Origin of the sequence: Nitratidesulfovibrio sp., assembly GCF_040373385.1 — a bacterium.
GTDB lineage: Bacteria > Desulfobacterota > Desulfovibrionia > Desulfovibrionales > Desulfovibrionaceae > Cupidesulfovibrio.
Genome location: NZ_JBDXXH010000009.1, coordinates 149424 through 173989 on the forward strand (window position 1 = coordinate 149424; position 24566 = coordinate 173989).

Here is a 24566-nt window from a genome sequence, read left to right on the forward strand (position 1 = left end):
CGCCAACGGTTCGCGCCCCCCACGCATCGCTCCCCCCATCCCCACTCACCACCTCCTCGCAGACACAACGCTCCCGGTGGTGTGGCGCACAGGCATCGTCGGGATGGCCCCGGCACCCCGCCGCCCGTCGCCCGCCATCCCGCCGCGTCCATCATGCTGTGGGCGCGCTGGCGCATCGCCCCCCCATCTGCTACAGGCTCGGTATGCACACGGACACGCGCCCCCGTCTGGTGGTGCTCGGGCTGGACGGCCTGCCGTTCTCGCTGGCCCGCCACCTTTGCGCGCAGGGCCGCACCCCCAATCTTGCCCGCATCGCCGTATCCCCCAATGCGTCGGCCCTGGCTGCCGAGCTTCCCGACCTGTCGCCGGTGAACTGGACATCGTTCTACACCGCCGCCGGTCCGGAAACGCACGGGGTGTACGGCTTCACGCGATTCAACGTGACCACGCGCCAGTTGTCGCTGGCCGATTTTTCGCAGGTGGCCGCGCCCACCATCTTCGACCGCCTGGGCGAGCGCGGACTGACCAGCCGGGTCATCAACCTGCCCAACACCTACCCGGCGCGCCCCATTCCGGGCATGCTGGTTTCCGGGTTCGTGGCGCATGACCTTGTGCGGGCGGTGCATCCGCCGTTCCTGCTGGGACCGCTGACCGGGGCGGGCTACCGGCTGGAGGCCGACACCGCGCGCGGCGGCTCGGACCCGGCCCATCTGTTGGCGGAACTGCGCGTTACCCTGGCCTCGCGCCGCGCGGCGCTGCGCCTGCTGTGGCCCGATCTTGCGTGGAACCTGTTCGTGCTGGTGCTGACGGAAACCGACCGGCTGTTCCACTTCCTGTGGGACGCGGTGACCGACGAAGGCCACCCGCAGCACCCGGCCTGCATGGACTTTCTGGCGGAATGGGACGCGCTGGTGGGCGAGGTGCTGGACCTCGCCAAGGCCCTTTCCGCGCGCGACGGCCGCCCGGTGCGCCTGCTGGCGCTGGCCGACCACGGCTTCGGCCCGGTGCGGGCAGAGGTGGACCTGAACGCCTGGCTGCGCGGGCAGGGCCTGTTGCGTCAGGTCACCCCCGGCGGCGTGGAGCAGTGCCACGAACTGGACGCCACCACCCTGCACCCGGACAGCGCGGCCTTTGCGCTGGATCCGGGCCGCATCTACCTGCGCACCCGCCGCCGCTTTCCGGACGGCACTCTGGACGACGCGGCGGGGCAGCACCTGGCCGAGCGGCTGCGGCGCGAACTTATGGAACTGACCTTCGAAGGCGCGTCGGTATTCCGCGCCGTGCTCACGGCGGATGAGGCCTACGGGCCGGAGGTGCCGGGGCAGGGTGCGTTGGGGCAGGATACGGCGGGTTCCGGCGCGCCGGGGCAGGCAGGTTTCGGACAGGGAGCGACCGGCCAACGAGTCGGCACGGGCCAGCCTGTCGCCTCTCCCGCCCCTGATGCTTTCGCCTGCGGAGACGGCCCCCCTCTGCGCTGGGCCGCGCCGGATCTGGTCTGCGTGCCTGCCTACGGCTTCGACCTGAAGGCCAAGTGGAACCGCAGCCAGGTCTTCGGCTTGCCGGAACAGTACGGGCGCACCGGCACCCACACCCCGGACGACGCCTTCTGGTACGATTCGCAGGCCGGGCAGCCCGGCATTGACGCGCCGGTTTCGGTGCGCGACGCGGGCGTGCTTGTGCTGCGCCACTTCGGTTTGGATGCGCCGCAGCGCGTCGTGGCGTATCCGGCGGTGCTCACCGGGCAGGCGGATTGGCGCGGTGCACAGGTGCCCGCGCTGGGGCAGGGCGGCAACGCTTCCGGTGCTGCGCCCGTCGCGTCCGGTGCTGCGTCCAGCGCGTCCTCCGCGTCCGGCCCGGCGCATGCCGACGTATCGCCTGCATCACTTGCCGATAGCCCGCATATCCGCGCGCGCTGAACTGCGCCACTACAGGCTTTTTACCGTAAACGCACCGACAAGCATCCGGCAAACACATGATAGATTATCGAAACGAACTGAATCCCGCCCAGTATCAGGCCGCCACCACCCTGGAAGGCCCCGTGCTGGTCATTGCCGGTGCGGGCAGCGGCAAGACGCGCACCATCGTCTACCGGCTGGCCAATCTGGTGGAGCAGGGCGTGCCCGCCTCGGCCATCCTGCTGCTTACCTTCACCCGCAAATCCGCCCGCGAAATGCTGCACCGGGCCGGGCGGCTGCTGGAACACAGCGCCACCGCTGCCGTGCATGGCGGGGTGCACGGGGTCACCGGGGTGCAGGGCGGCACCTTTCACGCCTTTGCCTATTCGGTGCTGCGCCAGTTTCGCCCCTCGGGCTACGAGGCGGGCGACCTTACCGTCATGGACGGGGCGGACATCGTGGATGCGGTGCGCCACTGCAAGGACAATCTGGGCATCGGCAAGGGCGACCGGTCCTTCCCGCGCACCCAGAACATCGTGGGGCTCATCAGCAAGTCCCGCAACAAGGAACTGGACATCGACGAGGTGATCCGGCGCGAGGCGTTCCACCTGCTGGTGCACGTCGAAGGCATAGGCCGCATTGCCGCCGCCTACCACGCCTACCGCCGCGAGCACGGGCTGCTGGACTACGACGACCTGCTCTTCGAACTGGAGCGTCTGCTGCGCGAACGGGCCGACGTGCTGGACTGGTGCCGCGCCAAGTTCCGCTACATCATGGTGGACGAATACCAGGACACCAACCTGGTGCAGGCCCGGCTGGTGCACCTGCTGGCGGGCGAGGGCGGCAACATCATGGCCGTGGGCGACGACGCCCAGTCCATCTACGCCTTTCGCGGGGCGGACGTGCGCAACATCCTGGATTTCCCCAAGCTGTTCCCCGCCGCGCAGATCATCAAGCTGGAAGAAAACTACCGCTCGGTGCAGCCGGTGCTGGACCTGACCAACGCCATCCTGGCGGAGGCCCCGCAGGCCTACCGCAAGAAGCTGTTCGCCGCGCGCGAAGGGGGCGACAGGCCGCAGGTGGTGCGCCCGCTCAGCGACCTGACCCAGGCTTCGCTGGTGGTCTCGCGCATCGTGGAATTTCTGCGCAGCTACCCGCCGCACGACATTGCCGTGCTGTTCCGGGCGGGGTACCAATCGTACCACGTGGAAGTGCAGCTGAACAAACTGGGCGTGAAGTTCCGCAAGTACGGCGGGCTGCGCTACTCAGAGGCGGCCCACGTCAAGGACGTACTGTCCTACGCGCGCCTCGTGCTGAACCCGCTGGACCTGCCCGCATTCCAGCGCATTGCCGCCATGTCCAAGGGCGTGGGGCCAAAGACCACCCTGAAGCTGTACGACGTGGCCCGGCTGGGCAACCCGGAGGCCACCAGCCGCGCCTGCCTGCGCTACCCCGAGCTGCGCGCGGACCTCGACCTGCTGGACGGCCTGCGCAAGCGCCCGCACACGCCCACCTCGCTGCTCGAAGAAGTGATGGAGCACTACAAGCCGCGCATGGAGGCCGCCTTCCCCGACGACTGGCCGCGCAGGCAGCAGGGGCTGGAGCAACTGCTCCAGATTGCCGCCTCGTACCGCGATCTGGACCTGTTCATCTCCGACCTGTCGCTGGAAGACCCCGGCGAGGAAGAGGAAAACCGCGACAGCGTGGTGCTGTCCACCATCCATTCGGCCAAGGGGCTGGAGTGGGGTGCGGTGCTGCTGATCGACCTTGTGGAAGAGCGTTTTCCCTCGCGCCACGCCATTGCCCGCGCCGAAGACTTCGAGGAAGAGCGGCGGCTGATGTACGTGGCCTGTACCCGCGCCCGCGACCACCTGTGTCTGTTCGTGCCCGCCAGCCTGTACAGCCGGGGCGACGGCGGCAACCAGCCTGCCGTGCCCAGCCCCTTTGTGCGCGAACTGCCCGCCCATCTGTTTGACGAGATGCACGAAAGCTATTCCGGTGGATTGATGCGCCGCGATGTGCAGAACGGACAAGTTGCTCAAAGGGGGGCGGGCTTTGGCGGCGGCAGGAGCGGAGTGGGTGGCGGCGGTTTTGCACAGGGGGGGCGTTTTGATGGCGCGCCCGGCATTCCCCGTCCGCCCATGTTCGCGGAAGGGACCACGCCGGGCAGGGCCGGGGGGGGCGCAGGCCGCCCGCTGCCGCCGACGGCGTACCCCGGCGGTACGCAAGGTGGCGGGCAATCCGGCGGCCAGCCCGGCCCGCAATCCGGGCCTGGCGCTGCCGCGCCCTCGCCGCTGTCGGGCGGCAGCGCCCCGGCGGGCCAGTGCGGCTACTGCACCCACCGCATCTTCGGGCGTGGCAAGATCGTGCAGCACGTGCCGCCCGACAAGTACCGCGTGAACTTTCCCGGTTTCGGCCTCAAGGTGATCATGGCCGAATACCTGACGCTGGAATCCGACTGACGCGGGCAGCGCAGCCGCGCGCCGTCCTGGCTGACAGCATGGCCGGCGGCGTGACGGATGCCGCCCGTCCTGAAGGCGCAGGCGAGGCGGCAAGTTGCCGCCAGCACCGCAGGGGCGTTCAAAAGTACATCCGCAGGAGCCTTCGCATGACCCGGCTTGCCTCAGAGGACGATTTCCTCGCCGCCATCGACCGCCACTTCACCAATGCCCACTCCCACCTGTGTGTGGGGCGCGGCGACGACTGTGCCGTCATCGCCTGCCCGCCGCGCATGGCCGTGAGCACCGACCTGTTCAACGAGCACAGCCACTTCCGCACCAGCTACTTCCGTCCCGGCGACATCGGCCACAAGGCCCTGGCCGTGAACATCAGCGACCTTGCCGCCTGCGGCGCGCGCCCGTTGGGTTTCAGTCTGGCGCTCGCCGCGCCCGCCGACCTTTCGCGCGAGTTCTGCGACGAAATGCTGGCCGCCATGGCCGCGCTGGCCCGTGAGCACGACATGGCCCTGTCCGGCGGCGACCTGACTCGGGGCGATGCCCTGTCCCTGTGCCTCACCGTGTGGGGCGGCCCCGCGCCGCGTTCGGCCCATGCGGGCATCATGGCGGGCGGCGGGCCGGAGGGTGGGGAGAGCGGGGCGACTGTTGCCGCTGGCGGCAGCGAGTCCACCGGAGGTCAGTCGCACCCCGCCACCGGGGGATCGTCGCCCTTTCTGCGCCGGGGCGGTTGCCAGCCGGGCGATCACCTGTTTCTTGTGGGGCGCGTGGGGCTGGCCCGCGTGGGGCTGCTGGCGCTGGAAAGCATGGGGCCCGAGGCCGCGCGCCTGTACCCCGAGGCCTGCCGCGCCCATTTGCGCCCGCGTCCGCAGGTGGCGGCGGGGCTGGCACTGGCGGCCATCTGCGGTACCGGCGATGCGCGCATCGCGCTCATGGACGTGTCCGACGGCCTCGCGCGCGACCTGCCCCGGCTCATCGGCGCGGACCGGGGCAGCGGCCTTGGCGCGGAACTGGCCATGGACCCGGAAACCCTGCCCGATGAGGTGCGCGCCTACGCTCTGGCCAACGACCTGGACCCCGTGGACATGGCCTTCACCGGCGGCGAGGACTACGCCCTGCTGGGCTGCTGCCGCCCGGCCATGTTCGACGCGGTGCGCGCCGCCGTGCCCGGATTGATCCCGCTGGGGCAGGTCAGCGCCGATGGCGTGGTGCTGGTCAACGGCGATTTGCCCGCGTCCGTCGGGTTCGACCATTTTTCGGGGTAAGAGCCGGGGCGAGTTTTTTGGGACGCCTCCGGCGGCCAAGGACGGCAGCCGTTATGCGAGGTTTCGAGCATTGCCCTAGCCGTTGGTGAGCGAAGCGAACCTTACGGATAGGGACCGCAGCGCGCGGATGGCGATCGTAAAGCGGCTGTGCCCCTTGGAACCCCATTGGGGTTGTGTTGCTGGAGTGTTTATACATTTTATGGTGTTACTGTCGCAACAGGCGGGCAATCAAGGAGCGGAACGTATGGACACCACCCTGCGGCCCATCGGCGTCATCGTGTCGTCGCTTACCGATCTTTCGCAGTGCCCCAAGCAGGGCGACGAAGGCGCGCCCGAGGCGTGGGTGAAGATTGCCGCACCCTACGTGCCCGGTCTGGACACCCTGAAGCCGGGCCTGTCCCTGACCCTGCTCACCTGGCTGCACCGCGCCGATCGCGACGTGTTGTCCGTGCACCCGCGCGGTGACACGCGCCGCCCCAAACGGGGCGTGTTCAACACCCGTTCGCCCGCCCGGCCCAACCCGGTGGGCCTGCACGAGGTGCGTCTGCTGGAGTTGATGCCCGGCGGGGACGGTTCCATGCGCCTGCGCGTGGCCCCGCTGGAGGCGCTGGACGGCACGCCGGTCATCGACATCAAGACCTCGTACCGGCAGCGACAGCCGGATGCGGCGCCCGAAAGTGCGGGCGGAGAGATCGGTAATACGGATCGTGCGACGAATCGTACTATGAATGGTAGTGCAAACAGCAGTGTTTCCGTACACGCAGTCTCCGGTTCCGCCCCTTCACCGTGGGGAGAGGGCATCCCCGACGGCCACGCCGACGAATTGCGGCGCATCTGCCTGCGTGGCTGGCAGCGCGGCCTGTATTCCGGGTTCAACGGCAACGCCAGCCTGCGCATCGGCTCGGCCTGCCTGCTGACCTGCTCCGGCGCAGCCAAAGGCGACCTTGGCCCCGGCGACCTCGCGCTGGTGGACATCGCCACCGGGGCGGTGCTGGCCGGGGGCAAGCCCTCGTCCGAAGGGGCCATGCATCTGGCCATCTACCGCGCCCGGCCCGACGCCATGGCCGTGGTGCATACCCACCCGCCGCAGTTGCTGGCGCTTGGTACGCTGGTTCCGCCTGACGACATGCTGCATCTGCCCATCTACGAATCGGAGCTGCTGCGCGGGCAACTGGGCTTCGCGCCTGCCCACGCCCCCGGCACGCAGGAACTGGCCGATGCCGTGGCGTCGGCAGCCGCCAGCCGCGACGCGGTGTGGATGGAACGCCACGGCCTGTGCTGCATCGGGGCGTCCGCCGCCCGCGCCCTGGCCCTGGCCGAGGAACTGGAGCATCTGGCCGGGGTGCAGTTGGCGGTGCTGTCGGCCCACGCCAAGGTACGGGGCTGAGAGAGGCCTGCGACACCCCTTGCGGGGCCTTCACCCGCTTCGCCGCCTTGCATCCGTCACACGGAACGGCTAGATTCGCCACCTTGCGGCCATGCATGGGGCAAACGCGGTGTCCGCCGTCGTCTGCCACCGCGCAGGCCGCGCCTTTGCAACCTTTTTGGGGCCTTACCCCGCAACCCCCCTGGGGATTCCCCCGCGCGAGGACATCGCACATGGCTCAGGCTTCCGACGCCGCACAAGGCTTCCGCCCCGATTTCGCGAAGATGAATGGTCTCGTGCCCGCCATCGCCCAGTGCGCCGCCACCGGCGAAGTGCTGATGATGGCCTGGATGAACGAAGAAGCATGGGACGCCACCCTCGCCACCGGCGAGGCGCATTACTTCAGCCGCAGCCGTGGCCGGTTGTGGCACAAGGGCGGTACGTCGGGCCATACCCAGCATATCAAGGCCGTGCGCCTGGACTGCGACAGCGACACCGTGTTGCTGCTCGTGGAACAGAAGGGCGGCGCGGCCTGCCATGAAGGGTACCGTAGCTGTTTCTACCGAGAGCTTACGGCCGGAGAACCCGTCATCTGCTCGCCCCGCGTGTTCGACCCCAAGGAGGTCTACAAATAATGTCCGGCGCCAACATGCTGAAGATCGGCATTCCCAAGGGCTCGCTCGAAGAAGCCACCGTGAACCTGTTCGCCCGCTCCGGGTGGAAGATTCGCAAGCATCACCGCAACTACTTTCCGGAAATCAACGACCCGGAACTGACCGCGCGCCTTTGCCGGGTGCAGGAAATTCCCCGCTACCTCGAAGACGGCGTGCTCGACGTGGGGCTGACCGGCAAGGACTGGCTGCTGGAAACCGGGGCCGACGTGGTCACCGTGTCTGACCTCATCTACTCCAAGGTCAGCAACCGCCCGGCCCGCTGGGTGCTGGCCGTGGCCGGTGATTCGCCCTACGTGCGGCCGGAAGACCTCGCCGGGTGCACCATCGCCACCGAACTGCTGGGCGTTACCCGCCGCTACTTCGAGGACGCGGGCATCCCCGTCAAGGTGCAGTATTCCTGGGGCGCCACAGAGGCCAAGGTGGTCGAAGGCCTGGCCGACGCCATCGTCGAGGTCACCGAAACCGGCACCACCATCAAGGCCCACGGCCTGCGCATCATCGCCGAAGTGCTGCTGACCAACACCGTGCTCATCGCGGGCAAGGCCGCCTGGGCCGACCCGTGGAAGCGCGCCAAGATCGAGCAGATCGACCTGTTGCTGCAAGGCGCGCTGCGCGCCGATTCGCTGGTGGGCCTGAAGATGAACGTGCCCGCCCACAACCTGGATGCCGTGCTCGACCAACTGCCCAGCCTCAATTCGCCCACCGTGGCCGGGCTGCGCGACAGCACCTGGTACGCGGTGGAAATCGTGGTGGAAAACGACCTTGTGCGCGACCTCATCCCGCGCCTGCGCTCCGCCGGTGCCGAAGGCATCATCGAGTATTCGCTGAACAAGGTTATTTAACCCAACAGAAAAGAGAAATATCGGGGAGGGGACCTTTTGCGGCAGCCGTTAGACGAGCGCATCGCGCGAGTCTTACGGATGGCGACCGCAGAGCGAAAAGGGTCTCCCTCCCCGGACCCCGCTTTGCTGTCCTCATCCGTAATGCTCGAAGACTCGCATAACGGCTGAGGCTCCCCCCTAAAAACTGCCACTGCGGCGGTCAGTCTGGATATAAAAGGCAGGGGCCTCGCAGTGGTTCTGGACATTTGCCCCTGTGTGAAAGGGGCCGTCCGCCGGAGGCCGTCCCATGCCCGCACATCCGTTCCTGCCCCGCGAACTCTACGGCATCATCGGCCATCCCCTCGGCCATACCATGAGCCCCCTGCTGCACAACTGGGGCTTCGGCCTGCTGGACATCCCCGCCGTGTACATGGCCTGGCCGCTGGAGCCGGGCCGCGTGGGCGACTTCATCACCGCCGTGCGCACCCTGCCCATACGCGGGGCCAGCGTCACCATTCCCCACAAGCAAACCGTGCTGCCCCTGCTGGACGGCATCAGCGAACGCGCCCGCGCCGTGGGCGCGGTGAACACCCTGTACTGGCACGACGGCCAGTTGCTGGGCGGAAACACCGACGTTACCGGTTTTCTGGCCCCCCTGCGCCAGCGCGCGGCAACAGGGTGGCGGTGCGAAAAGGCACTGGTGCTGGGCAACGGCGGCGCGGCCCGCGCCGTGCTGGCCGGTCTGCGCGAGCTTGGCCCCGCTGGTGAAGGCGTGGTGGGCACGGTGGCCGTTACCGGGCGCAACGCGGAAAAGGCTGCCCCGCTGGCCGCCGAATTCGGCGTGGAAGTGGTGGACTGGGATGCCCGCGCCGCCTGGGGCGCGGATCTGGTGATCAATACTACCCCCATGGGCATGTCCGGCGAGCGGCAGGGCGACACCGCCTTCCCCGCGCAGGGTTTTGCGGCTGTCGGGGCGGGACGGCGCGGTCTGGCCTACGACCTTGTCTACAATCCATTGCGCACCCGCTTTCTGTCCGAGGCCGCCGAAGCGGGCTGGGATATGCAGGACGGCCTGGCCATGTTCGTGGAGCAGGGCCGCGAACAGTTCCGCCTGTGGACCGGGCTGGAACTGCCCGCCGAAGGCGCGCGCACCCTGGTTGCCGTGGCGCTGGGACTGGGCGACGTGGCCGTGGGCCGCGTCTGTGGTCAGTGCGCATTGCCCGGTGTGGGCAAAGGGTAGCCCGTGACCGCCGCTGGCGTGCCGGGGCGCATCGCGCCGTGGACCGTGGCGGGCCGAATGCCCCTGCCCGCGCGCATCGCTTCTTGGTGTCCTTTGCCGTTCTGTGCAGCGTTGCCCGGCCATGGCCGAGCAGACTGCCGCGCGCGGTGCCTGCCCGTTCTGTTGATCGTGCTGCTGTTCCTGCTGTGCGCGCCAAGCGCAGATGCTGCGGGAATCGGCAGCGCGGCGGAACCGGCGCTTGCCGCGCTGTCCCTGCCGGAACTGACGGCGCGCCTTGCGGCCCGGTACGGCGGTCAGCAGCCCTCCCGGTGGGGGCCTGCCCTGCCTGGCACGCTCACCCGCCTGCCCGTGTCTGGCACCTCCGGCACATCCGGCACATCCGGCACATCCGGCACATCTGGCACCTCCGGCGCTCCCAAAACCGGGCCGGTCACCGTGGCCCTGACATTCGACGCCTGCGGCGGCGGGTATGATGGGTCCATCATTGCCCTGCTGCGCGAACTGCGCGTGCCCGCAACCCTGTTTCTGGCCGGGCCGTGGCTTGCCGCCCACCCCGCCGAAGCCGCAGATCTTGCCGCCGACCCGCTGTTCGAGATCGCCAATCATGGCGCGCGGCACCGCCCCGCCTCGGTGGCCGGGTGCATCGCCTACGGTATCCGGGGCACCCGGTCCGTGGCTGAATTCGTGGACGAGGTGGAATCCAACGCCCGGCGCCTGGCCGTTCTTACGGGGGGGCGCCCGCGTTTCTACCGGGCCGCCACCCTGTTCTGCGACGAGGTGGCCGTGCGCATTGCGGCGGACCTTGGCCAGACCGTTGCCGGATGCTCCGTGGCGGCGGACGCCGGGGCCACGCTGCCCGCGCCTGCCGTTGCCCGCAACCTGCTGGCCGCCCGCAACGGCGACATCCTGCTGCTGCACATGAACAAGCCGAAAGCGGGTAGCGGCGCGGGGCTGCGCGCGGCCCTGCCGGAACTGCTGCGGCGCGGGGTGCGCTTCGTGCGCCTGTCGGATGCGGTGCCCGATGCAGCGGGGTCTGCGGGGGGGCAGTGACGGGGATGGTGGGTGGCCGATTTCGCAACTGCGCGTTCTCTTGTGGGGCAGGGTGCGCGCAGGGGTGTTTTTTTGCTTGTCACCCCGCCCCACGCATGGCACACAAGGCCCGAACGACAGCCTTCCAGCCCGCGCCCGCCTAGGGCGCGCGGCCAGTCCCCGACCCGGCGCATGGCGTCACTTGCCGACGCCATTTCATGACGCCACTTCATGCCCCCCCCATGAGGGAAGACGAACGCATGATACGCTGCTCGCAGGTCATCCTTTCATCCCGGCCAGTGCACCGGGTGCGCAATCTGGGGCTTCGCCGCTCCGGAAACGCCCGAACGCCCGTGGCCGGCGATGCCGGCCCCTCGGCCCCTGCGCATCGGTAGCCGGCGCGCCCTGCATCCCGTGGCGTAGCGATTCGTCCCCATCCATTCCCCGAAGCCTTGCCGTGCCGGTTTCCGGTGCGATGCGCCCCGGCGCACCCGCACTGCCCGCGCCGCGTCCCCGTGCACACCCTGTGGTGGCATGTGGCGGGGGCGGTGGCTGCATGCGGCACCCGGCCCGCAGCGCCGGAAGGCATGGGGACGCATTTTCCGGAATCACGCATCACAGACTGTGCGGCATGGGCCGCGACATGGCCCGGCAGTCCGGACTAACAGCCGGACTGGCATCCGGACCCAAATGCGGCCCTGCATGTGGACGGTGCCAGTCGCTGCCGCCATGCAGCGCACCCGGTCTCCCGATCTCCCTGTTTCATGGTTCGCAGGATTCCGGGGGCAGCCCCCGACAGAGAGCATACCAAGAGGCGACGATGGCAGAACAGGATCACATCATCGAGTTGCGCGGCGTCACCAAGACGTTCGAAGACACCGTGGCGCTCGATTCCATAGACCTCACCATCCGCAACGGCGAGTTCCTGACCCTGCTGGGGCCGTCGGGCTGCGGCAAGACCACCATCCTGCGCCTGCTCTCGGGCTTCGAGCAGCCCACGGCGGGCGAGGTGCGCATCAACGGCCAGGTGGTCAACCGCGTGCCCCCGGAACAGCGCCAGGTGAACACCGTATTCCAGAACTACGCGCTGTTTCCGCACATGACCGTGCGCGACAACGTGGCCTTCGGGCTGAAGATGCAGGGCGTGGCGGCGGACGAAACGGCCCGCCGCGTGCTGGATGCCCTGCGCATGGTGCATCTGGAAAACTTCGCCGACCGCAAGCCGCGCCAGCTTTCCGGCGGGCAGCAGCAGCGCGTGGCCATTGCCCGCGCGGTCATCAACAACCCGCTGGTGCTCCTGCTGGACGAGCCGTTCAGCGCGCTGGACTTCAAGCTGCGCAAACAGATGCAACTGGAAATCAAGCACTTGCAGCGGCAGCTCGGCATCACCTTCGTGTTCGTCACCCACGATCAGGAAGAGGCCTTCGCCATGTCCGACCGGGTGGTGGTGATGAATGAGGGCCGCATAGAGCAGATCGGCGCGCCCAAGGAAATCTACGAGGAACCCGCCAACATGTACGTGGCGCGCTTCGTGGGCGACATCAACGCGCTGCCGGGCCGCATCGACGCCGTGCGGCTGGACTGGTCCGCCGCGCCGGGCACCCCGCTGGCCCCGCCCGCGCCGGGCACGCCGGAGCACGGCGCCCTGCCGCCGGACCTGAAGCCCGGCGAACACCTGTACGACGCCACCGTGGGCGGCACGGTGTTTCCGGTGCGCTCGCCCCGCAGGCTGGCCCCCGGCGATGCGGTGCAGGTGCTGTTGCGGCCGGAGGACTTGCGCATCGACCGCATTGCGGTTGAGGAAACCCCCGACTGGCCGCACCTGTGGGGCCGCATCGAGGAATCGGTGTACAAGGGTGCCACGGTGGACCTTGTCATCACCCTGGACGACGGGCAGCGCCTGATGGCGGCGGAGTTCTTCAACGAGGACGACGAGGACATCAACTACAACCCCGGCGAGCGCGTTGCCGTAAGCTGGGTGGACGGATGGGAGGTACTGCTGCCCGATGACGCAGCGTAGACCCTTCCGCACTGCCAGCATCGCCGTTGTCTGGTTGTGGCTGGGGCTGTTCGCCCTGTTGCCCAACCTCGGCCTGTTGCTGGTCACCTTTCTGGAGCGGGGCGAATCGGACTTCGTGAGCCTGGTGTTCACGTGGGACAACTACGCCCGCCTTGCCGACCCGGTGTTCATCAGGATACTGGGCGAATCGCTGTGGCTGGCCGCCGCCAGCACCCTGGTGTGCCTGCTGATCGGCTATCCGTTCGCCTACGCCGTGGCCACGGCCCGGCGCGGGCTGCGGCCATGGCTGCTGCTGCTGGTGGTCATTCCGTTCTGGACCAATTCGCTCATCCGCACCTATGCGCTGATCATCATCCTGAAGTCGCAGGGCCTCGCCTCCGACGTGCTGCTGGCGCTGGGGCTGGTCAACGAGCCGGTGTCGTTCATGTACGGCGATTTCGCCGTGTTCACGGGGCTTACCTACACGTTGCTGCCGTTCATGATCCTGCCGCTGTACGCATCCATCGAAAAGCTGGACAAGCGGCTGCTGGACGCGGCCAAGGACCTGGGGGCCAGCAGCCTGCGCGCCTTCTGGCACGTTACCCTGCCGCTGACCCTGCCGGGCATCGTGGCCGGGTGCATGCTGGTGTTCCTGCCCTCGCTGGGGTGTTTCTACATTCCGGAAATCCTGGGCGGGGCCAAGAGCATGCTCATCGGCAACTTCATCAAGAACCAGTTCCTGGTGGCGCGCGACTGGCCGCTGGGCGCCGCCGCCAGCACCATCATGACCGCGCTGCTGGTGCTGATGATCATCGGCTACTGGCTCAGCAACCGCCGGGTCGCCCTGCGCGAGCGCAAGGGCGCGGACACCGGGGCTGCCACTGCGGGCCGTACGCCCGACGGTATGCACGGAGAGGGCGAAGCCGGTGGCGACGGCATGGCGCACGGTGCGCGGGGGAGGGCGTAGGATGAAGCTGCGCACCCTGCGTACCTGCCTGGTCTGGCTGGTCTATGCCTTCCTGTACGTGCCCATCCTGGTGGTCATCGTCTATTCCTTCAACGATGCGCGCTACACCACGGAATGGAAGGGCTTCACCCTGAAGTGGTATTCCGCCCTGGCCGCCAACGGCCCGCTGGTGGACGCCGCGCTCAACTCGCTGTCCGTGGCCACCCTGGCCGCCACCATCGCCACGGTGCTGGGCACGCTGGCGGCCATCTGCATCCGGCGCTACCGTTTTCCGGGGCGCAAGGTGCTGCATGGCTGCATCTACGTGCTGACCGTGTCGCCGGACATCGTCATGGGCATCTCGCTGCTCATCTTCTTCATCGCCATGGGGGTGCAGCTGGGCTTCTGGACGCTGCTGGTCGCCCATGTCACCCTGGCGCTGCCCTTCGTCACCGTGACGGTGCTGGCGCGCCTGGCCGAGTTCGACGAACAGCTCATCGAGGCCGCGCGCGACCTTGGCGCGTCGGAGTGGCGGGCCTTCCGCCATGTGCTGCTGCCCTTGGCCGCGCCCGCCGTGGCGGCGGGGTGGCTGCTGTCGTTCACCCTGTCCATGGACGACGTGCTGGTGAGCTTTTTCGTCACCGGCCCCACCTTCGAGGTGCTGCCCCTGCGCGTCTATTCCATGGTACGCCTTGGCGTGAAGCCGGACATCAACGCCCTGTCGGCGGTAATGTTCACGGTAACCATAGTGCTGGTGCTGCTGGCACAAACCCTTACCAGGACGAGGAGGAAATGATGCGCACGAAGCTGCACGCGGCCCGCGCCGCGCTGGTGATGGTGGGCCTTGCCCTGGCGGTGCTGGCGGCGACGCTGTTCGCGGGCCCCGCCGTGGCGGCGGAAGAAAAGGTGCTGCACGTCTACAACTGGTCGGAATACGTGCCCCAGTCGGTGCTTGACCGGTTCACCAAGGAGACGGGCATCAAGGTGGTGTACACCACCTACGAATCCAACGAGGCCATGTACGCCAAGATCAAGCTGCTGAAGGGCGTGGGCTACGACGTGATCGTGCCGTCCACCTACTTCATCTCCATGATGCGCGACGATGGTCTGCTGGCCAAGATCGACAAGACCAGGCTGAAGAATTTCAAGAACCTTTCGCCCAAGGTGCTGGACCAGCCGTTCGACCCGGGCAACGAATATTCCGTGCCCTACATGTGGGGCTCGTCGGGGCTGATGGTGAACAAGAAGGTGGTGGACCCGGCCTCCATCACCAGTTGGAACGACCTGAACCGTCCCGAATTCGCGGGCAAGGTCATCCTGTCCGACGACCAGCGCGATTCTCTGGGCGTGGCCCTGAAGGCGCTGGGCTACTCGGTGAACTCCACCAAGGAAGCCGAAATCAAGGCCGCCTACGACTGGCTGAAGAAGCTGCTGCCCGCCGTGCGCGTGTTCGACGTGACCGCCAGCAAGCAGGCCTTCATCAGTGAGGAAGTGGCCGCCGGGCTGATCTGGAACGGCGATGCCTACATCGCCGCCAGCGAGAACAAGAACCTGGTGTACGTCTACCCCAAGGAAGGCGTGCCCCTTTGGGTGGACAGCCTGGCCATTCCCGTGGGCGCCAAGCACAAGGACAACGCCCACAAGTTCATCGACTTTCTGCTGCGGCCCGAAGTGGCCAAGGAATGCGTGGAGGAATACAACTATTCCACCCCCAACGTGGCCACGCAGAAGATCCTTGCGCCCGAACTGGCCAAGAGCCGCATCACCTCGCCGAGTGACGCGGACCTGAAGAACGCCGAGTTCACCAACAGCGTGGGCAACGCGCTGGAGATCTACGAAAAGTATTGGGAGATGCTGAAGACGGGCAGCTAGCCCGGTTTTCTGCATCCGGTCGTTTCCCGCCCCTCGCCGCCTGTTCGGCGAGGGGCGGGATTTTTTTTGTGCCGGGTGCGCGGGGGCGGGGACGATCACCGGTCATGCCTCCAGACAGTGGCAGGAACGCCTGGGCCTTGCTGCTGGCGGGTTGCGGGCTTTTCTTACCGATACGGAGCCATACGAACCACGGCGAACGACAGGGTGCGGCGTTGCGGTGCCAGCGGAGTCGGGTGAGGCAGAAATATTGCCAGATGCTGTGTGTAGTCGTCATGTACGCGGCGTGTTGAGCATGCAGGAAGTGTTGTTGTGTCTTTCATGGCATAATCATGCATTCCGGAATGCGACGGAAATGCATTCTATGTCATGAAAGGCATAAATTGACACGCATGGATGCTGTAAATAGTCAGAGTGAAGGCAGGTGTTGCGTCACGCCTGTACGCAACGGGGCGCCGCGCGGGCGACAGCCTTTCGTCCGCGCGTCCCGTTCTGGTGTTGCAGATGTGGTGTTGTCGGCCATGCGGCCGTGTGCGTTCGCGCGCAGGCAAGGCGCATGGCGTGGTGGCGTTGCCGGTTTGCGGCGCGCGCCTGTCCTTACACAGCAACGGAGGCTGACATGGCGAAATTCATACGCATTGACATGGGTTCGAAGACGGCGGAGATCGGGGCGTGTCCCGAAAAGTATGCCGGGCTTGCGGGGCGCGGCCTGACATCCATGTTCATCGCGGACGAGGTGAAGCCCACCTGCCATCCCCTTGGCAAGTACAACAAGCTGGTCTTCGCCCCCGGTTTTCTCACCGGCACCAGCGCGGTCAACTCCGGTCGCATTTCCTGCGGGGCCAAAAGCCCCCTCACCGGCGGCATCAAGGAAAGCAACAGCGGCGGCAGCTTTTCGCAGAAGATGGCCCGTCTGGACATCAAGGCCCTGGTGTTCGAAGGCCTGCCCACGGACGGCAAATACGTCGTGGTCAAGGTGGACAAGGACGGCGTGACCTTTGACGAGGCCCCCGCCGAAATCATGGGCGCGGGCAACTATGACGCCATCAAGGTGTTGCAGGACAAGTACGGCCCCAAGGTGGGCGTTGCGCTCATCGGCCCGGCGGGCGAGATGCGCCTGACCGCCGCCAACATTTCTTTCGCCGATCCGGAAGGCAACATCCGCAGCGCCGGGCGCGGCGGGCTGGGGGCCGTCATGGGGTCCAAAGGGATCAAGGCGGTGGTCATCGACGATGCGGGCGCAACCGCCGTCCCCATCGCCAGGCCCGAGGAATTCAAGAGCGCGGCCAAACGCTTCGCCAATGCCCTGACCACCCACCCCGTCACCGGTCAGGGCTTGCCCAAGTACGGCACCAACGTGCTGGTGAACATCCTGAACGAAGCGGGCGGCCTGCCCACGGAAAACTTCCGCCGGGGCCGCAACGAGTGGGCCAACAACATCGGCGGCGAAACCATGGCCGCCACCATCGAGGAACGCGGAGGCAAGACCACCCACGGCTGCCATGCCGGGTGCGTCATCCGCTGTTCGCAGCACTACGTGGACAAGCAGGGCAAGTACATCACCAGCGGTTTCGAGTATGAAACCATCTGGGCGCTGGGGGCGGACGCCGCCATTGACGATCTGGACACCATCGCCTACGCTGACCGCGAGTACGACGAGGTGGGCATCGACTCCATCGAAACCTCGGTGGCCGTGGCCGTGGCCATGGACGCGGGGGTCATCCCGTGGGGCGATGCCAAGGCCGCGCTGGATTTGATCAAGGAAATTCGCCAGGGCACCCCGCTTGGCCGCATTCTGGGGAGCGGCGCCGCAGCCGTGGGCCAGATGTACGGGCTTACCCGGGTGCCGGTGGTGAAGAACCAGGCCATCCCCGCCTACGATCCGCGCGCGGTGAAGGGCGTGGGCCTGACGTACGCCACCACGCCCATGGGCGCGGACCACACCGCCGGGTACGCCGTGGCCACCAACATCCTGCGCGTGGGCGGCTTTGTCGACCCGCTGGGCAAGGACGGGCAGGTGGAGCTTTCGCGCAACCTGCAAATCGCCACCGCCGCCGTGGACTCCACCGGCATGTGCCTGTTCATCGCCTTCGCCATCCTGGACATTCCCGACGGGTTCAACGCGCTGGTCGACATGATCAATGCGCGCTACGATCTGTCCCTGACCGGCGACGACGTGACCGCCCTCGGCACGGCCATCCTGAAGGCCGAACTGGACTTCAACCGCCGCGCCGGGTTCACCAGCGCGCACGACCGGCTGCCCGAGTTCTTCGAAGAGCCGTGCCCCCCGCACAACACCGTGTGGGACTTCACGGACGAGGAAATCGACAGCGTGCTGGCCTTCTAGCGACACGCAGCCGCGTGGTCGCCCCTTGGGGGGGCGGCCACGCGGCATGACGGGAAAGCGGACCAACCATGCATATCACCGTGAAATGCTACGCCACGCTGCAACGCTTCCAGCCAACGGGCGGGGAGGATTTTTCCCTGCGCGAGGGCGGAACCGTGCTCGACGTGGTGCTGGCCCTGGGCATCGCGCCGGAAGACGTGGCGGTGATCTTCGTCAACGGCCTGCATGCCCCCATGGACAAGGTCCTTGCCGAAGACGACCGGCTGGGACTGTTCCCGGCCGTGGGAGGCGGGTAGGCACAGGGCGGAGGAACCATGCCGGACAATGCGAACGGTCGCGAGGCGATCGGACGAAACCACGCGGGAGACGGGACGGACGGGGAGAACGGGGAAGACGCCGCGCAGGACACCATAGAACTGCGGGCCTTCATGGGGCTTGCGGAGCTGTTCCGCCAGCGCGGCTGGTCCGTACCTTTGCCGGTGCGCGTCCATCCGGGCACCACGGGGCCGGAACTGTTGCGTCAGCTCGACATCGCCTCGGAGCAGGTGGAGGTGGTCTTCGTCAACGGCAAGGCGGTCAGCCCGGATCTTGCCGTGATGTCCGGCGGAGACAGAGTGGCGCTGGCGCCGCCCGGCGTTCCTGGGCCGTACCGGGTGCTGCTGGGTTTTCGCAAGATGTAGGATGTCCGGAGGGGCATCCGGCCCGTGGCGGCATCCGCCGCGCAGCGGCTCTGGGGGTTGCCGTCGGCAGAAGCCGGGCCGCACCAACCGTCCATCAGCCCCGCACCTTACGGTGGCGGGGCTTTTTGTTTACATGTCCCTGAAGGCATGGCCGGAATCCCAGCACATGCCGGACGCGGCGCATGCCCGTCCCAAGGCCACCTTATTTCTTAAGGATATCTCCATGGGTTCTTCCGACATGCTGCGCCAAGCGCTGGAGCGGGCCGCCGTGCCCGGCGCCCTGTCCGACGGCACGCCGGTGCGGATGCTTGCGCATGGCGCGGCGGCGGCCATCGCCCGGCAGTCAGGCGCAGGCCTGCGCCATGTCGAAATCGCGGCGCTGGAGCAGGGGCTGGTTCCGGAACGCTACTTGCGCAACTTCACCACGCTGGATTGCGCGGGACAGGCCCGGCTGCTGGGCACCCGCGTGGCCCTGGTGGGGCTGGGCGGCCTTGGCGGGCACATTCTGGATGGGTTGGCCCGGATGGGCGTCGGGCATATTCGGGTGGCGGACAACGATGTGTTCGAGCCCACCAACCTGAACCGCCAGTTGCTGGCCACGGAAGCGGAACTCGGCGTGTCCAAGGCGGACGCTGCCGCCCGCCGCGTGGCACAGGTGAACCCCGCCGTGGAACTGGACGTGCACCGGGGCAGGCTGGAAGGGGCGGACTTTGCGCGGTTCTATGCGGGCGCGGACGTGGCCATCGACGCGCTGGGGGGCGTGGCGTTTCGTCCTGCTGCCGAGGCCGGGGCCGCCGCAGCAGGTGTGCCGCTGATCGCCGCCAGCGTGGCCGGGTGGACGGCCATGGTGGCCACGGCCTTGCCCGGCGAACGCGGGCTGGCCGGAATGTTCTTTCCGCACGGGCAGTCGGCGGCAACCCCGGCGGAAGACGTGCTGGGCTGCCAGCCCCCGGCCTTGTTGGTGGCGGCAGGTCTGGTGCTGTCCGAGGCGGTGCGGCTGGCGCTGGGCCAGCCCCCGCGACTGGGCGGTCCCCATGGCCGGCTGGCCGTGGTGGACCTGTCGACGGTCAGCCTCGACCGGCTGTCGCTGCGGGGGTAGCCGGACGTGGAAATACACTGTCCGCATGCCTGGGCCCACGGGCAGTGGCGTTGTCTGGCCGGGCCGTGTCGGCAGGGGGCGGGCAAAACCGCTACGCCACCGGCGGGGTATCGGGCACCGTGTGGCGCGCGGTAAGCCCCCGCAGTTCGTCCAGCCGGTTGGCAAAGCGGTAGTAGAACTTCACGTCGTTGCCCAGCACGTTGCCCATGCGGCCGACATGCACGTTGCCGATGCCCACTCCCGACATCTGGTGGTGTACGCAGGAGACAAGGCCGCAGTACATCACCTCGAAGCCGTGCAGACACAGGTCCATATCGTGGGCAATGTCGTCCATCTGCGAGGGCGAGAAGCGGATGTCGAAGTCGCGCACTGCATCCAGCGCGGCGCGGGTGAACACGTGGCAGCAGCCCATGACATTGGCCGTGGACCGGACGTAGTCGTAGAACCCGCCGTCGTAATTGAAGTTGGGCGCGCCCAGGCTGATGCGCAAAAGCCCCGGCTGTGCCACGGACACGGTGCGGTACAGGTACTGCAACCGGCGCGGCGCGCCGGGAAAGATCGCCTTGGCACCGACCACCCCTGCTCGCGGGTTGGCGCGCAGTACGGAAACCAGGGTGGACAGCCAGTTGGCGGGCACCTCCACGTCGTCATCCAGAAAGGCCACGAAGGCCGCCTCGCGCCCGCGCGGGGTGTGCAGCAGCCAGTTGCGCGCCGCCGGAGCCCCCACGTTGACGGGCAACTCGATGATCTTCATGCGCCCGCCGAACAGGCTGGCGTTCAGCGCTGCCGCCATTTCCGCAGAGCCGTCGGTGCAGCCGTTCAGCAGCAGGGTGATGGATGCCCCGCCCGTGTCCGACGCCGCCAGTGAGCGCAGGGTCTGTTCCAGCAGGTCGCGCTTGTTCCAGGAGTACAGAAAGACGGCCACGGGGCCGACGGCTGAGCCCAGGGCGTCCGGCGGGGTGACGAACGGTTGCTCCAGTTCTCGCAGGCGCAAGGCTACGGGAATCTGCGTGGGGTCCAGCCGCAGGGACGTGCTGTAGAAATTCATGCCCGCCGCCCGGTCGCCGGTGCGTACGGCCAGTTCCGCCGCGCAGTTCAGCCAGCCGGGGTCGTCCGCGCCGACGGCATGCGTGTGGTTTCGCAGTTCCAGCGCCGTGGCGTCGTTGCCGTGCAGCATGCACGCCCGAAAGCGCTCCCGCTCCAGCAGGCCGCGCAGCAGGGGCGGGCAGCGCAGCCCCTCGTACCAGCCGTCACCGGGCATGAGCGCCAGTTGCAGGTCCAGATGCAGCAGCCGTTCGGCCATGTCCACGGAAAACGGCATTTCGCGGAACAGGCGCAACAGCATGTCGCGCGCTTCTTCCGGCGGTTGATTGGCGGTCTGCTCCACCCGATGGTGCAGGGCTTCGGGGGTGCGCACCTTGGCCAGGGCCCGATGCAGCGGGGTGTCTTCCGGCGTGCCGTTCACGCGGGCGGCCAGTGTCACGGCCTGCTCGTCAAAGGGCCGCAACCGGGCAAAGGTGCGCACCAGCCAGCGCAGCCAGTCCATCTGGCGGGACGTGCTCAGGCCGCCGGGTTCGGCTGCCAGCCGGTTCAGGTAGCTGACGCAAACCGGCGCATCGAGCAGAAAATTGCCCAGGTGATTGCGCAGGTGGTCGATGACGTCGTCAATGGTTAGGGCTTCCAGTTCCGTCTGAAGGCCGGGGGCGAGGTACTGGTAGTGCATGGCGGCTCGTGGCGTGGAGTTGCGGGTGTGCGAAACCATGCTGCGGCAGGTGCCATGCCGACGGAGTGCGGAGGAGCGTGTAGGGGCACCGTGAACGCGAACATGGGGAACAGCCGGGACAATCCCGGCGTGCCTCGTCGTGAACTCGGTGTGCCTCGTCGTAACGGTTTGCGGTCAGCGCCCTCCCTTGTGTTTGCGTTGGCGTACCACGCCCCACACCTTGGCCCATTCCTGCTCGTAGGTGGAGCGGGCGGCTTCTTCGGCCTGCTCGCAGGCGGTGCGGGCGGCGTGCTTCGCGCCGTGGCCTTCCGGGGCGGCACAGCCCGGTTCGTCGCGGCAGGTGTCGGCCAGACGCGCCATGGCCTCGTCCATCTGCCGTTCCAGCATTGCCAGGTATCCAGCCTCGTCTTCCATGGTACCTCCTGGGCCGCCGTGCGGCAGTCCCCATGGCGGCGTTCCGGTGGACCGGGCGAACGGGTGGGGCCCAGTCCGGAACGGTCATGCCGGGACGCAGGTTGCGCCCGCCAACGGCAATACCAACAGAGTCTCGCGGAAGGCGTCCTCCCCCCAGAAGCGATCTTCTGAAGCGCCCCCGGAGCGTTGCCGAACGCGCTCCCAGCAGCACGCACGGCAGTTCTCCATGTCCCTGCATACGCATATCAGACGGTTCCGTCCACGCGGCGGAGGGTTCATTCCGGGGGGCGCACGGTAGTGCGTGTGGTCATGCAGGAGCAGGCAAGGCGTGGCGCGGGCTGCGGGCAGGGCGCAGGGCGAGGCAAGGAGGTGCGAAAATTATCACGCCCGGTGGGGGACAGCGCAAGATTCGGATGGAAAAGCGCACGCGGCGGAACTATGTTGCCGTCATGGACACGACTACCTGCCATACCGCCGCTGATGCGGTGACCGCTGCGCCTGGCGCGTCAGCTGTGTCTGGCGAGGCCCGCCGGCCCGACGACCCGCGTCTGGCCTTGGTCCGGGCCGCTTGCGCCACCCTGCGCGAGCGTGCCGAGCCAGTCCCCCTGGCGGAGCTGGCTGCGGCGGCGGGCCTGAGCCCCAGCCATTTCCAGCGGGTGTTTACCCGGTTGGTGGGGGTATCGCCGCGCGCCTACCAGCAGGCCTGCCGCGAACAGCGCCTGCGTGGCGCGCTGGAGCGTGGCGTGCCCGTGGCCGAGGCCATCTACGAGGCCGGGTTCGGCTCGCCGAGCCGGGTCTACGAGGATGCCCACGGCATGCTGGGCATGACCCCGGCCCGCTACCGCAAGGGCGCACCCGGTCAGCAATTGGCCGTGGCCGCCGCGCACACGTCGCTGGGCTGGCTGGTCATGGCCGCCACGCCGGATGGCGTGTGCGCCATCGACATCGGCGATGATCGAGAGGCCCTGCTTTCCGGCCTGCAACGCCGTTTCCCCCGCGCCGAACTGCACACCCCCAGCGATGCGGTGCGGCAGTGGCTGGGCGCGGTGGTCGCCTTTGTCGAGCACGGCGGCGCGCATCCCGCGCTGCCGCTGGACGTGCGGGGTACCGCTTTTCAGCACGCGGTGTGGAGTGCCCTGCGCGAACTGCCCCCCGGCGACACCCTGGCCTACGCCCAGCTTGCCGCCCGCATCGGCAGGCCCAGTGCCGTACGCGCCGTGGCTGCCGCCTGCGCCCGCAACCCCGTGGCCGTGGTGGTGCCTTGCCACCGCGTGCTGGGCCGCGACGGCGCGCTCACCGGCTACCGCTGGGGGTTGGATCGAAAAGCCGAACTGCTGCGCCGCGAAGCCGCCCGAATGCCCATCGGGTGAGGGTGGTGCCCCGTCCTCCTGCCGTCCCTCGGCCTGGTGTGCCCCGTCTCCGTTGTTCGCTATCCATCGGTTGAACATGAGGCAGGCCACGAGGCGGACTGGGGCGGTACGGGATGGAAACGGCAGCGTCATCGGCCTGCCCGCCGCATGCGCAGGCAAGGCCCGGCGACGACGACGTGGAAGGCGCACGCCCGCCCCACTCAGCCCCCGGACATTGCCCAATATCGCCATTTCCGGCAGCTCCGGCAGGCGCAGTGCGCGCCGGAGTGCAGCCCCTCCGCCGCGTTCGTTCGCTCGATCGGGGATGGGGGCACATATCTTTCATCGGGAGGAACCATGCGTCCCGTCGATCTGCTTCGCCTGTTGCTGCTGGCCGCCATCTGGGGCTCATCGTTCCTGTTCATGCGGCTGGTGGCCCCGGCGCTGGGGCCGCTGCTGACCGCCGAACTGCGCGTGCTGCTGGCGGGCCTGACCCTGTTCGCCTGGTTCCGCGCCGTGGGCATGGATATGGGGCTGCGCGCCAACTGGCGCTTTTTCGTCATCGTGGGCACGGTGAATTCCGGCGTGCCCTTTGCCCTGTTCGCCTATGCCGCGTTGCACATTCCGGCGGCGTATTCCGCCGTGCTCAATGCCACGGCGCCGTTGTTCGGGGTGATCTGCGCGGCGGTGTGGCTGTGCGAGCGCGTCACCCCGGCCCGCGTGGCCGGGCTGGCGCTGGGCATCACCGGGGTGGCCGTAATGGTGGGGGTGGGGCCGGTGCAGCCAACCCCGCAAATGCTGCTGGCTGTGGGGGCCGGGCTGGCCGCGCCACTGTGCTACGGACTGGCCGCCACGTACATCAAGCTGCACGGCGCGGGCATCCGCCCCGGTGCGGTGGCGGCGGGCAGCCAACTGGGCGCGGCGTTGACCCTGCTGCCCGCGCTGCCCCTGTGGCCCGCGCCCGCCCTGCACAATCCCGCTCTGCTCACCCCGCTGGTGCTGGCGTGCATCGTCACCCTGGCCCTGGTCTGCGGGGCCGTGGCCTATCTGCTGTACTTCCGGCTGGTGGAGGATGCCGGCCCGGCCCGCGCGCTTGCCGTCACCCTGCTCATACCCGTGTTCGGCATGGGCTGGGGCGCGTTGTTCCTTGGCGAGCGCATCACCCCGGCCATGGCTGCCGGGGCCGCGTGCATCGTGGTGGGCCTTGTGCTGCTGCTGGACCTGCGCCAGTTGTTCCGGGGGCGAGTACCGGGATAGGAAAAGCAGGAGGTCCCTCGTGGGATTTCCCCCTGCATGAAAAAATGACGGCGGGCAGGAATCGTGTTTCCTGCCCGCCGTATTGTTTTGCGGAATGGATGCGGAGGCTGGTGCGAGTCTTGGGTGCCCCGTATCCTGCG

20 protein-coding genes are annotated in these 24566 nt (G+C 68.0%); 18 read left to right on the top strand and 2 right to left on the bottom strand.

Features of this window, described 5'->3' with window-relative positions:
* Positions 1 to 203: 203 nt before the first annotated feature.
* The 16 genes from ABWO17_RS14540 to ABWO17_RS14615 all read left to right on the top strand — a co-directional run bounded on the left by ABWO17_RS14540 (position 204) and on the right by ABWO17_RS14615 (position 19683).
* Entirely contained in the window at positions 204 to 1916 is a 1713-nt protein-coding gene (locus tag ABWO17_RS14540) for an alkaline phosphatase family protein (protein WP_353119758.1), read from the top strand.
* 56 nt (positions 1917 to 1972) lie between these two features.
* Positions 1973 to 4357 carry an ATP-dependent helicase gene (locus tag ABWO17_RS14545; protein ID WP_353119760.1) on the top strand — a complete coding sequence of 795 codons (2385 nt, stop codon included), beginning with the start codon at positions 1973 to 1975 and terminating at the stop codon, positions 4355 to 4357.
* Positions 4358 to 4503: 146 nt separating this feature from the next.
* Positions 4504 to 5613 (top strand): thiamine-phosphate kinase, encoded by a 1110-nt coding sequence (locus ABWO17_RS14550; RefSeq protein ID WP_353119762.1) that lies wholly within the window; start codon positions 4504 to 4506, stop codon positions 5611 to 5613.
* Positions 5614 to 5857: 244 nt separating this feature from the next.
* Positions 5858 to 7000: a tRNA (N6-threonylcarbamoyladenosine(37)-N6)-methyltransferase TrmO gene (gene tsaA / locus ABWO17_RS14555; RefSeq protein ID WP_353119764.1), complete on the top strand. Its 1143-nt coding sequence runs from the start codon at positions 5858 to 5860 to the stop codon at positions 6998 to 7000.
* Positions 7001 to 7212: 212 nt separating this feature from the next.
* Entirely contained in the window at positions 7213 to 7614 is a 402-nt protein-coding gene (hisI, locus tag ABWO17_RS14560) for a phosphoribosyl-AMP cyclohydrolase (RefSeq protein WP_353119765.1), read from the top strand.
* Entirely contained in the window at positions 7614 to 8495 is an 882-nt protein-coding gene (gene hisG / locus ABWO17_RS14565; RefSeq protein WP_353119767.1) for an ATP phosphoribosyltransferase, read from the top strand. Before hisI ends, hisG begins: the two co-directional genes overlap by 1 nt.
* A 286-nt stretch (positions 8496 to 8781) precedes the next feature.
* Complete coding sequence (gene aroE, locus ABWO17_RS14570; RefSeq protein ID WP_353119769.1) at positions 8782 to 9714, top strand: shikimate dehydrogenase; 933 nt, start codon at positions 8782 to 8784, stop codon at positions 9712 to 9714.
* A 168-nt stretch (positions 9715 to 9882) separates the two neighbouring features.
* On the top strand, positions 9883 to 10764 hold the full coding sequence (locus ABWO17_RS14575) for a polysaccharide deacetylase family protein (RefSeq protein WP_353119824.1): 882 nt from the start codon (positions 9883 to 9885) through the stop codon (positions 10762 to 10764).
* A gap of 799 nt (positions 10765 to 11563) precedes the next feature.
* Positions 11564 to 12763 (top strand): spermidine/putrescine ABC transporter ATP-binding protein PotA, encoded by a 1200-nt coding sequence (potA, locus tag ABWO17_RS14580; protein ID WP_353119771.1) that lies wholly within the window; start codon positions 11564 to 11566, stop codon positions 12761 to 12763.
* Positions 12750 to 13709, top strand: coding sequence for a spermidine/putrescine ABC transporter permease PotB (potB, locus tag ABWO17_RS14585; protein WP_353119773.1), 960 nt, complete (start codon positions 12750 to 12752; stop codon positions 13707 to 13709). The genes potA and potB overlap by 14 nt, the downstream gene beginning before the upstream one ends.
* A gap of 1 nt (position 13710) precedes the next feature.
* Positions 13711 to 14484: a spermidine/putrescine ABC transporter permease PotC gene (gene potC, locus ABWO17_RS14590; protein ID WP_353119775.1), complete on the top strand. Its 774-nt coding sequence runs from the start codon at positions 13711 to 13713 to the stop codon at positions 14482 to 14484.
* Between the two features lie 38 nt (positions 14485 to 14522).
* The gene (locus ABWO17_RS14595) at positions 14523 to 15560 is read left to right on the top strand and encodes an extracellular solute-binding protein (RefSeq protein ID WP_353119826.1); all 1038 of its coding nucleotides are present in this window, start codon (positions 14523 to 14525) and stop codon (positions 15558 to 15560) included.
* 616 nt (positions 15561 to 16176) lie between these two features.
* Positions 16177 to 17904, top strand: coding sequence for an aldehyde ferredoxin oxidoreductase C-terminal domain-containing protein (locus tag ABWO17_RS14600; RefSeq protein WP_353119777.1), 1728 nt, complete (start codon positions 16177 to 16179; stop codon positions 17902 to 17904).
* A gap of 68 nt (positions 17905 to 17972) precedes the next feature.
* The gene (locus tag ABWO17_RS14605) at positions 17973 to 18200 is read left to right on the top strand and encodes a MoaD/ThiS family protein (protein WP_353119779.1); all 228 of its coding nucleotides are present in this window, start codon (positions 17973 to 17975) and stop codon (positions 18198 to 18200) included.
* Positions 18201 to 18218: 18 nt separating this feature from the next.
* Entirely contained in the window at positions 18219 to 18584 is a 366-nt protein-coding gene (locus tag ABWO17_RS14610; RefSeq protein WP_353119781.1) for a MoaD/ThiS family protein, read from the top strand.
* Positions 18585 to 18807: 223 nt separating this feature from the next.
* Positions 18808 to 19683, top strand: coding sequence for a ThiF family adenylyltransferase (locus tag ABWO17_RS14615; protein ID WP_353119783.1), 876 nt, complete (start codon positions 18808 to 18810; stop codon positions 19681 to 19683).
* A gap of 91 nt (positions 19684 to 19774) precedes the next feature.
* On the opposite strand, the gene ABWO17_RS14620 is transcribed toward ABWO17_RS14615, so the two are convergent.
* On the bottom strand, positions 19775 to 21406 hold the full coding sequence (locus tag ABWO17_RS14620; protein WP_353119785.1) for a glycosyltransferase: 1632 nt from the start codon (positions 21404 to 21406) through the stop codon (positions 19775 to 19777).
* Positions 21407 to 21580: 174 nt separating this feature from the next.
* Positions 21581 to 21820 carry a hypothetical protein gene (locus ABWO17_RS14625; protein WP_353119787.1) on the bottom strand — a complete coding sequence of 80 codons (240 nt, stop codon included), beginning with the start codon at positions 21818 to 21820 and terminating at the stop codon, positions 21581 to 21583.
* 449 nt (positions 21821 to 22269) lie between these two features.
* On the opposite strand from ABWO17_RS14625, the gene ABWO17_RS14630 reads away from it, so the two are divergent.
* A complete protein-coding gene (locus ABWO17_RS14630) occupies positions 22270 to 23190 on the top strand; it encodes a methylated-DNA--[protein]-cysteine S-methyltransferase (RefSeq protein ID WP_353119789.1) in 921 nt (306 codons plus the stop codon).
* A gap of 336 nt (positions 23191 to 23526) precedes the next feature.
* On the top strand, positions 23527 to 24426 hold the full coding sequence (locus ABWO17_RS14635) for a DMT family transporter (RefSeq protein WP_353119791.1): 900 nt from the start codon (positions 23527 to 23529) through the stop codon (positions 24424 to 24426).
* Positions 24427 to 24566: the final 140 nt, after the last annotated feature.

Coding starts and splice junctions, on each gene's coding strand:
- ABWO17_RS14540 (WP_353119758.1), top strand. CDS start 204: ATGCACACGGACACGCGCCCCCGTCTGGTGGTGCTCGGGCTGGACGGC.
- ABWO17_RS14545 (WP_353119760.1), top strand. CDS start 1,973: ATGATAGATTATCGAAACGAACTGAATCCCGCCCAGTATCAGGCCGCC.
- ABWO17_RS14550 (WP_353119762.1), top strand. CDS start 4,504: ATGACCCGGCTTGCCTCAGAGGACGATTTCCTCGCCGCCATCGACCGC.
- tsaA (WP_353119764.1), top strand. CDS start 5,858: ATGGACACCACCCTGCGGCCCATCGGCGTCATCGTGTCGTCGCTTACC.
- hisI (WP_353119765.1), top strand. CDS start 7,213: ATGGCTCAGGCTTCCGACGCCGCACAAGGCTTCCGCCCCGATTTCGCG.
- hisG (WP_353119767.1), top strand. CDS start 7,614: ATGTCCGGCGCCAACATGCTGAAGATCGGCATTCCCAAGGGCTCGCTC.
- aroE (WP_353119769.1), top strand. CDS start 8,782: ATGCCCGCACATCCGTTCCTGCCCCGCGAACTCTACGGCATCATCGGC.
- potA (WP_353119771.1), top strand. CDS start 11,564: ATGGCAGAACAGGATCACATCATCGAGTTGCGCGGCGTCACCAAGACG.
- potB (WP_353119773.1), top strand. CDS start 12,750: ATGACGCAGCGTAGACCCTTCCGCACTGCCAGCATCGCCGTTGTCTGG.
- potC (WP_353119775.1), top strand. CDS start 13,711: ATGAAGCTGCGCACCCTGCGTACCTGCCTGGTCTGGCTGGTCTATGCC.
- ABWO17_RS14595 (WP_353119826.1), top strand. CDS start 14,523: ATGGTGGGCCTTGCCCTGGCGGTGCTGGCGGCGACGCTGTTCGCGGGC.
- ABWO17_RS14600 (WP_353119777.1), top strand. CDS start 16,177: ATGGCGAAATTCATACGCATTGACATGGGTTCGAAGACGGCGGAGATC.
- ABWO17_RS14605 (WP_353119779.1), top strand. CDS start 17,973: ATGCATATCACCGTGAAATGCTACGCCACGCTGCAACGCTTCCAGCCA.
- ABWO17_RS14610 (WP_353119781.1), top strand. CDS start 18,219: ATGCCGGACAATGCGAACGGTCGCGAGGCGATCGGACGAAACCACGCG.
- ABWO17_RS14615 (WP_353119783.1), top strand. CDS start 18,808: ATGGGTTCTTCCGACATGCTGCGCCAAGCGCTGGAGCGGGCCGCCGTG.
- ABWO17_RS14620 (WP_353119785.1), bottom strand. CDS start 21,406: ATGCACTACCAGTACCTCGCCCCCGGCCTTCAGACGGAACTGGAAGCC.
- ABWO17_RS14625 (WP_353119787.1), bottom strand. CDS start 21,820: ATGGAAGACGAGGCTGGATACCTGGCAATGCTGGAACGGCAGATGGAC.
- ABWO17_RS14630 (WP_353119789.1), top strand. CDS start 22,270: ATGGACACGACTACCTGCCATACCGCCGCTGATGCGGTGACCGCTGCG.
- ABWO17_RS14635 (WP_353119791.1), top strand. CDS start 23,527: ATGCGTCCCGTCGATCTGCTTCGCCTGTTGCTGCTGGCCGCCATCTGG.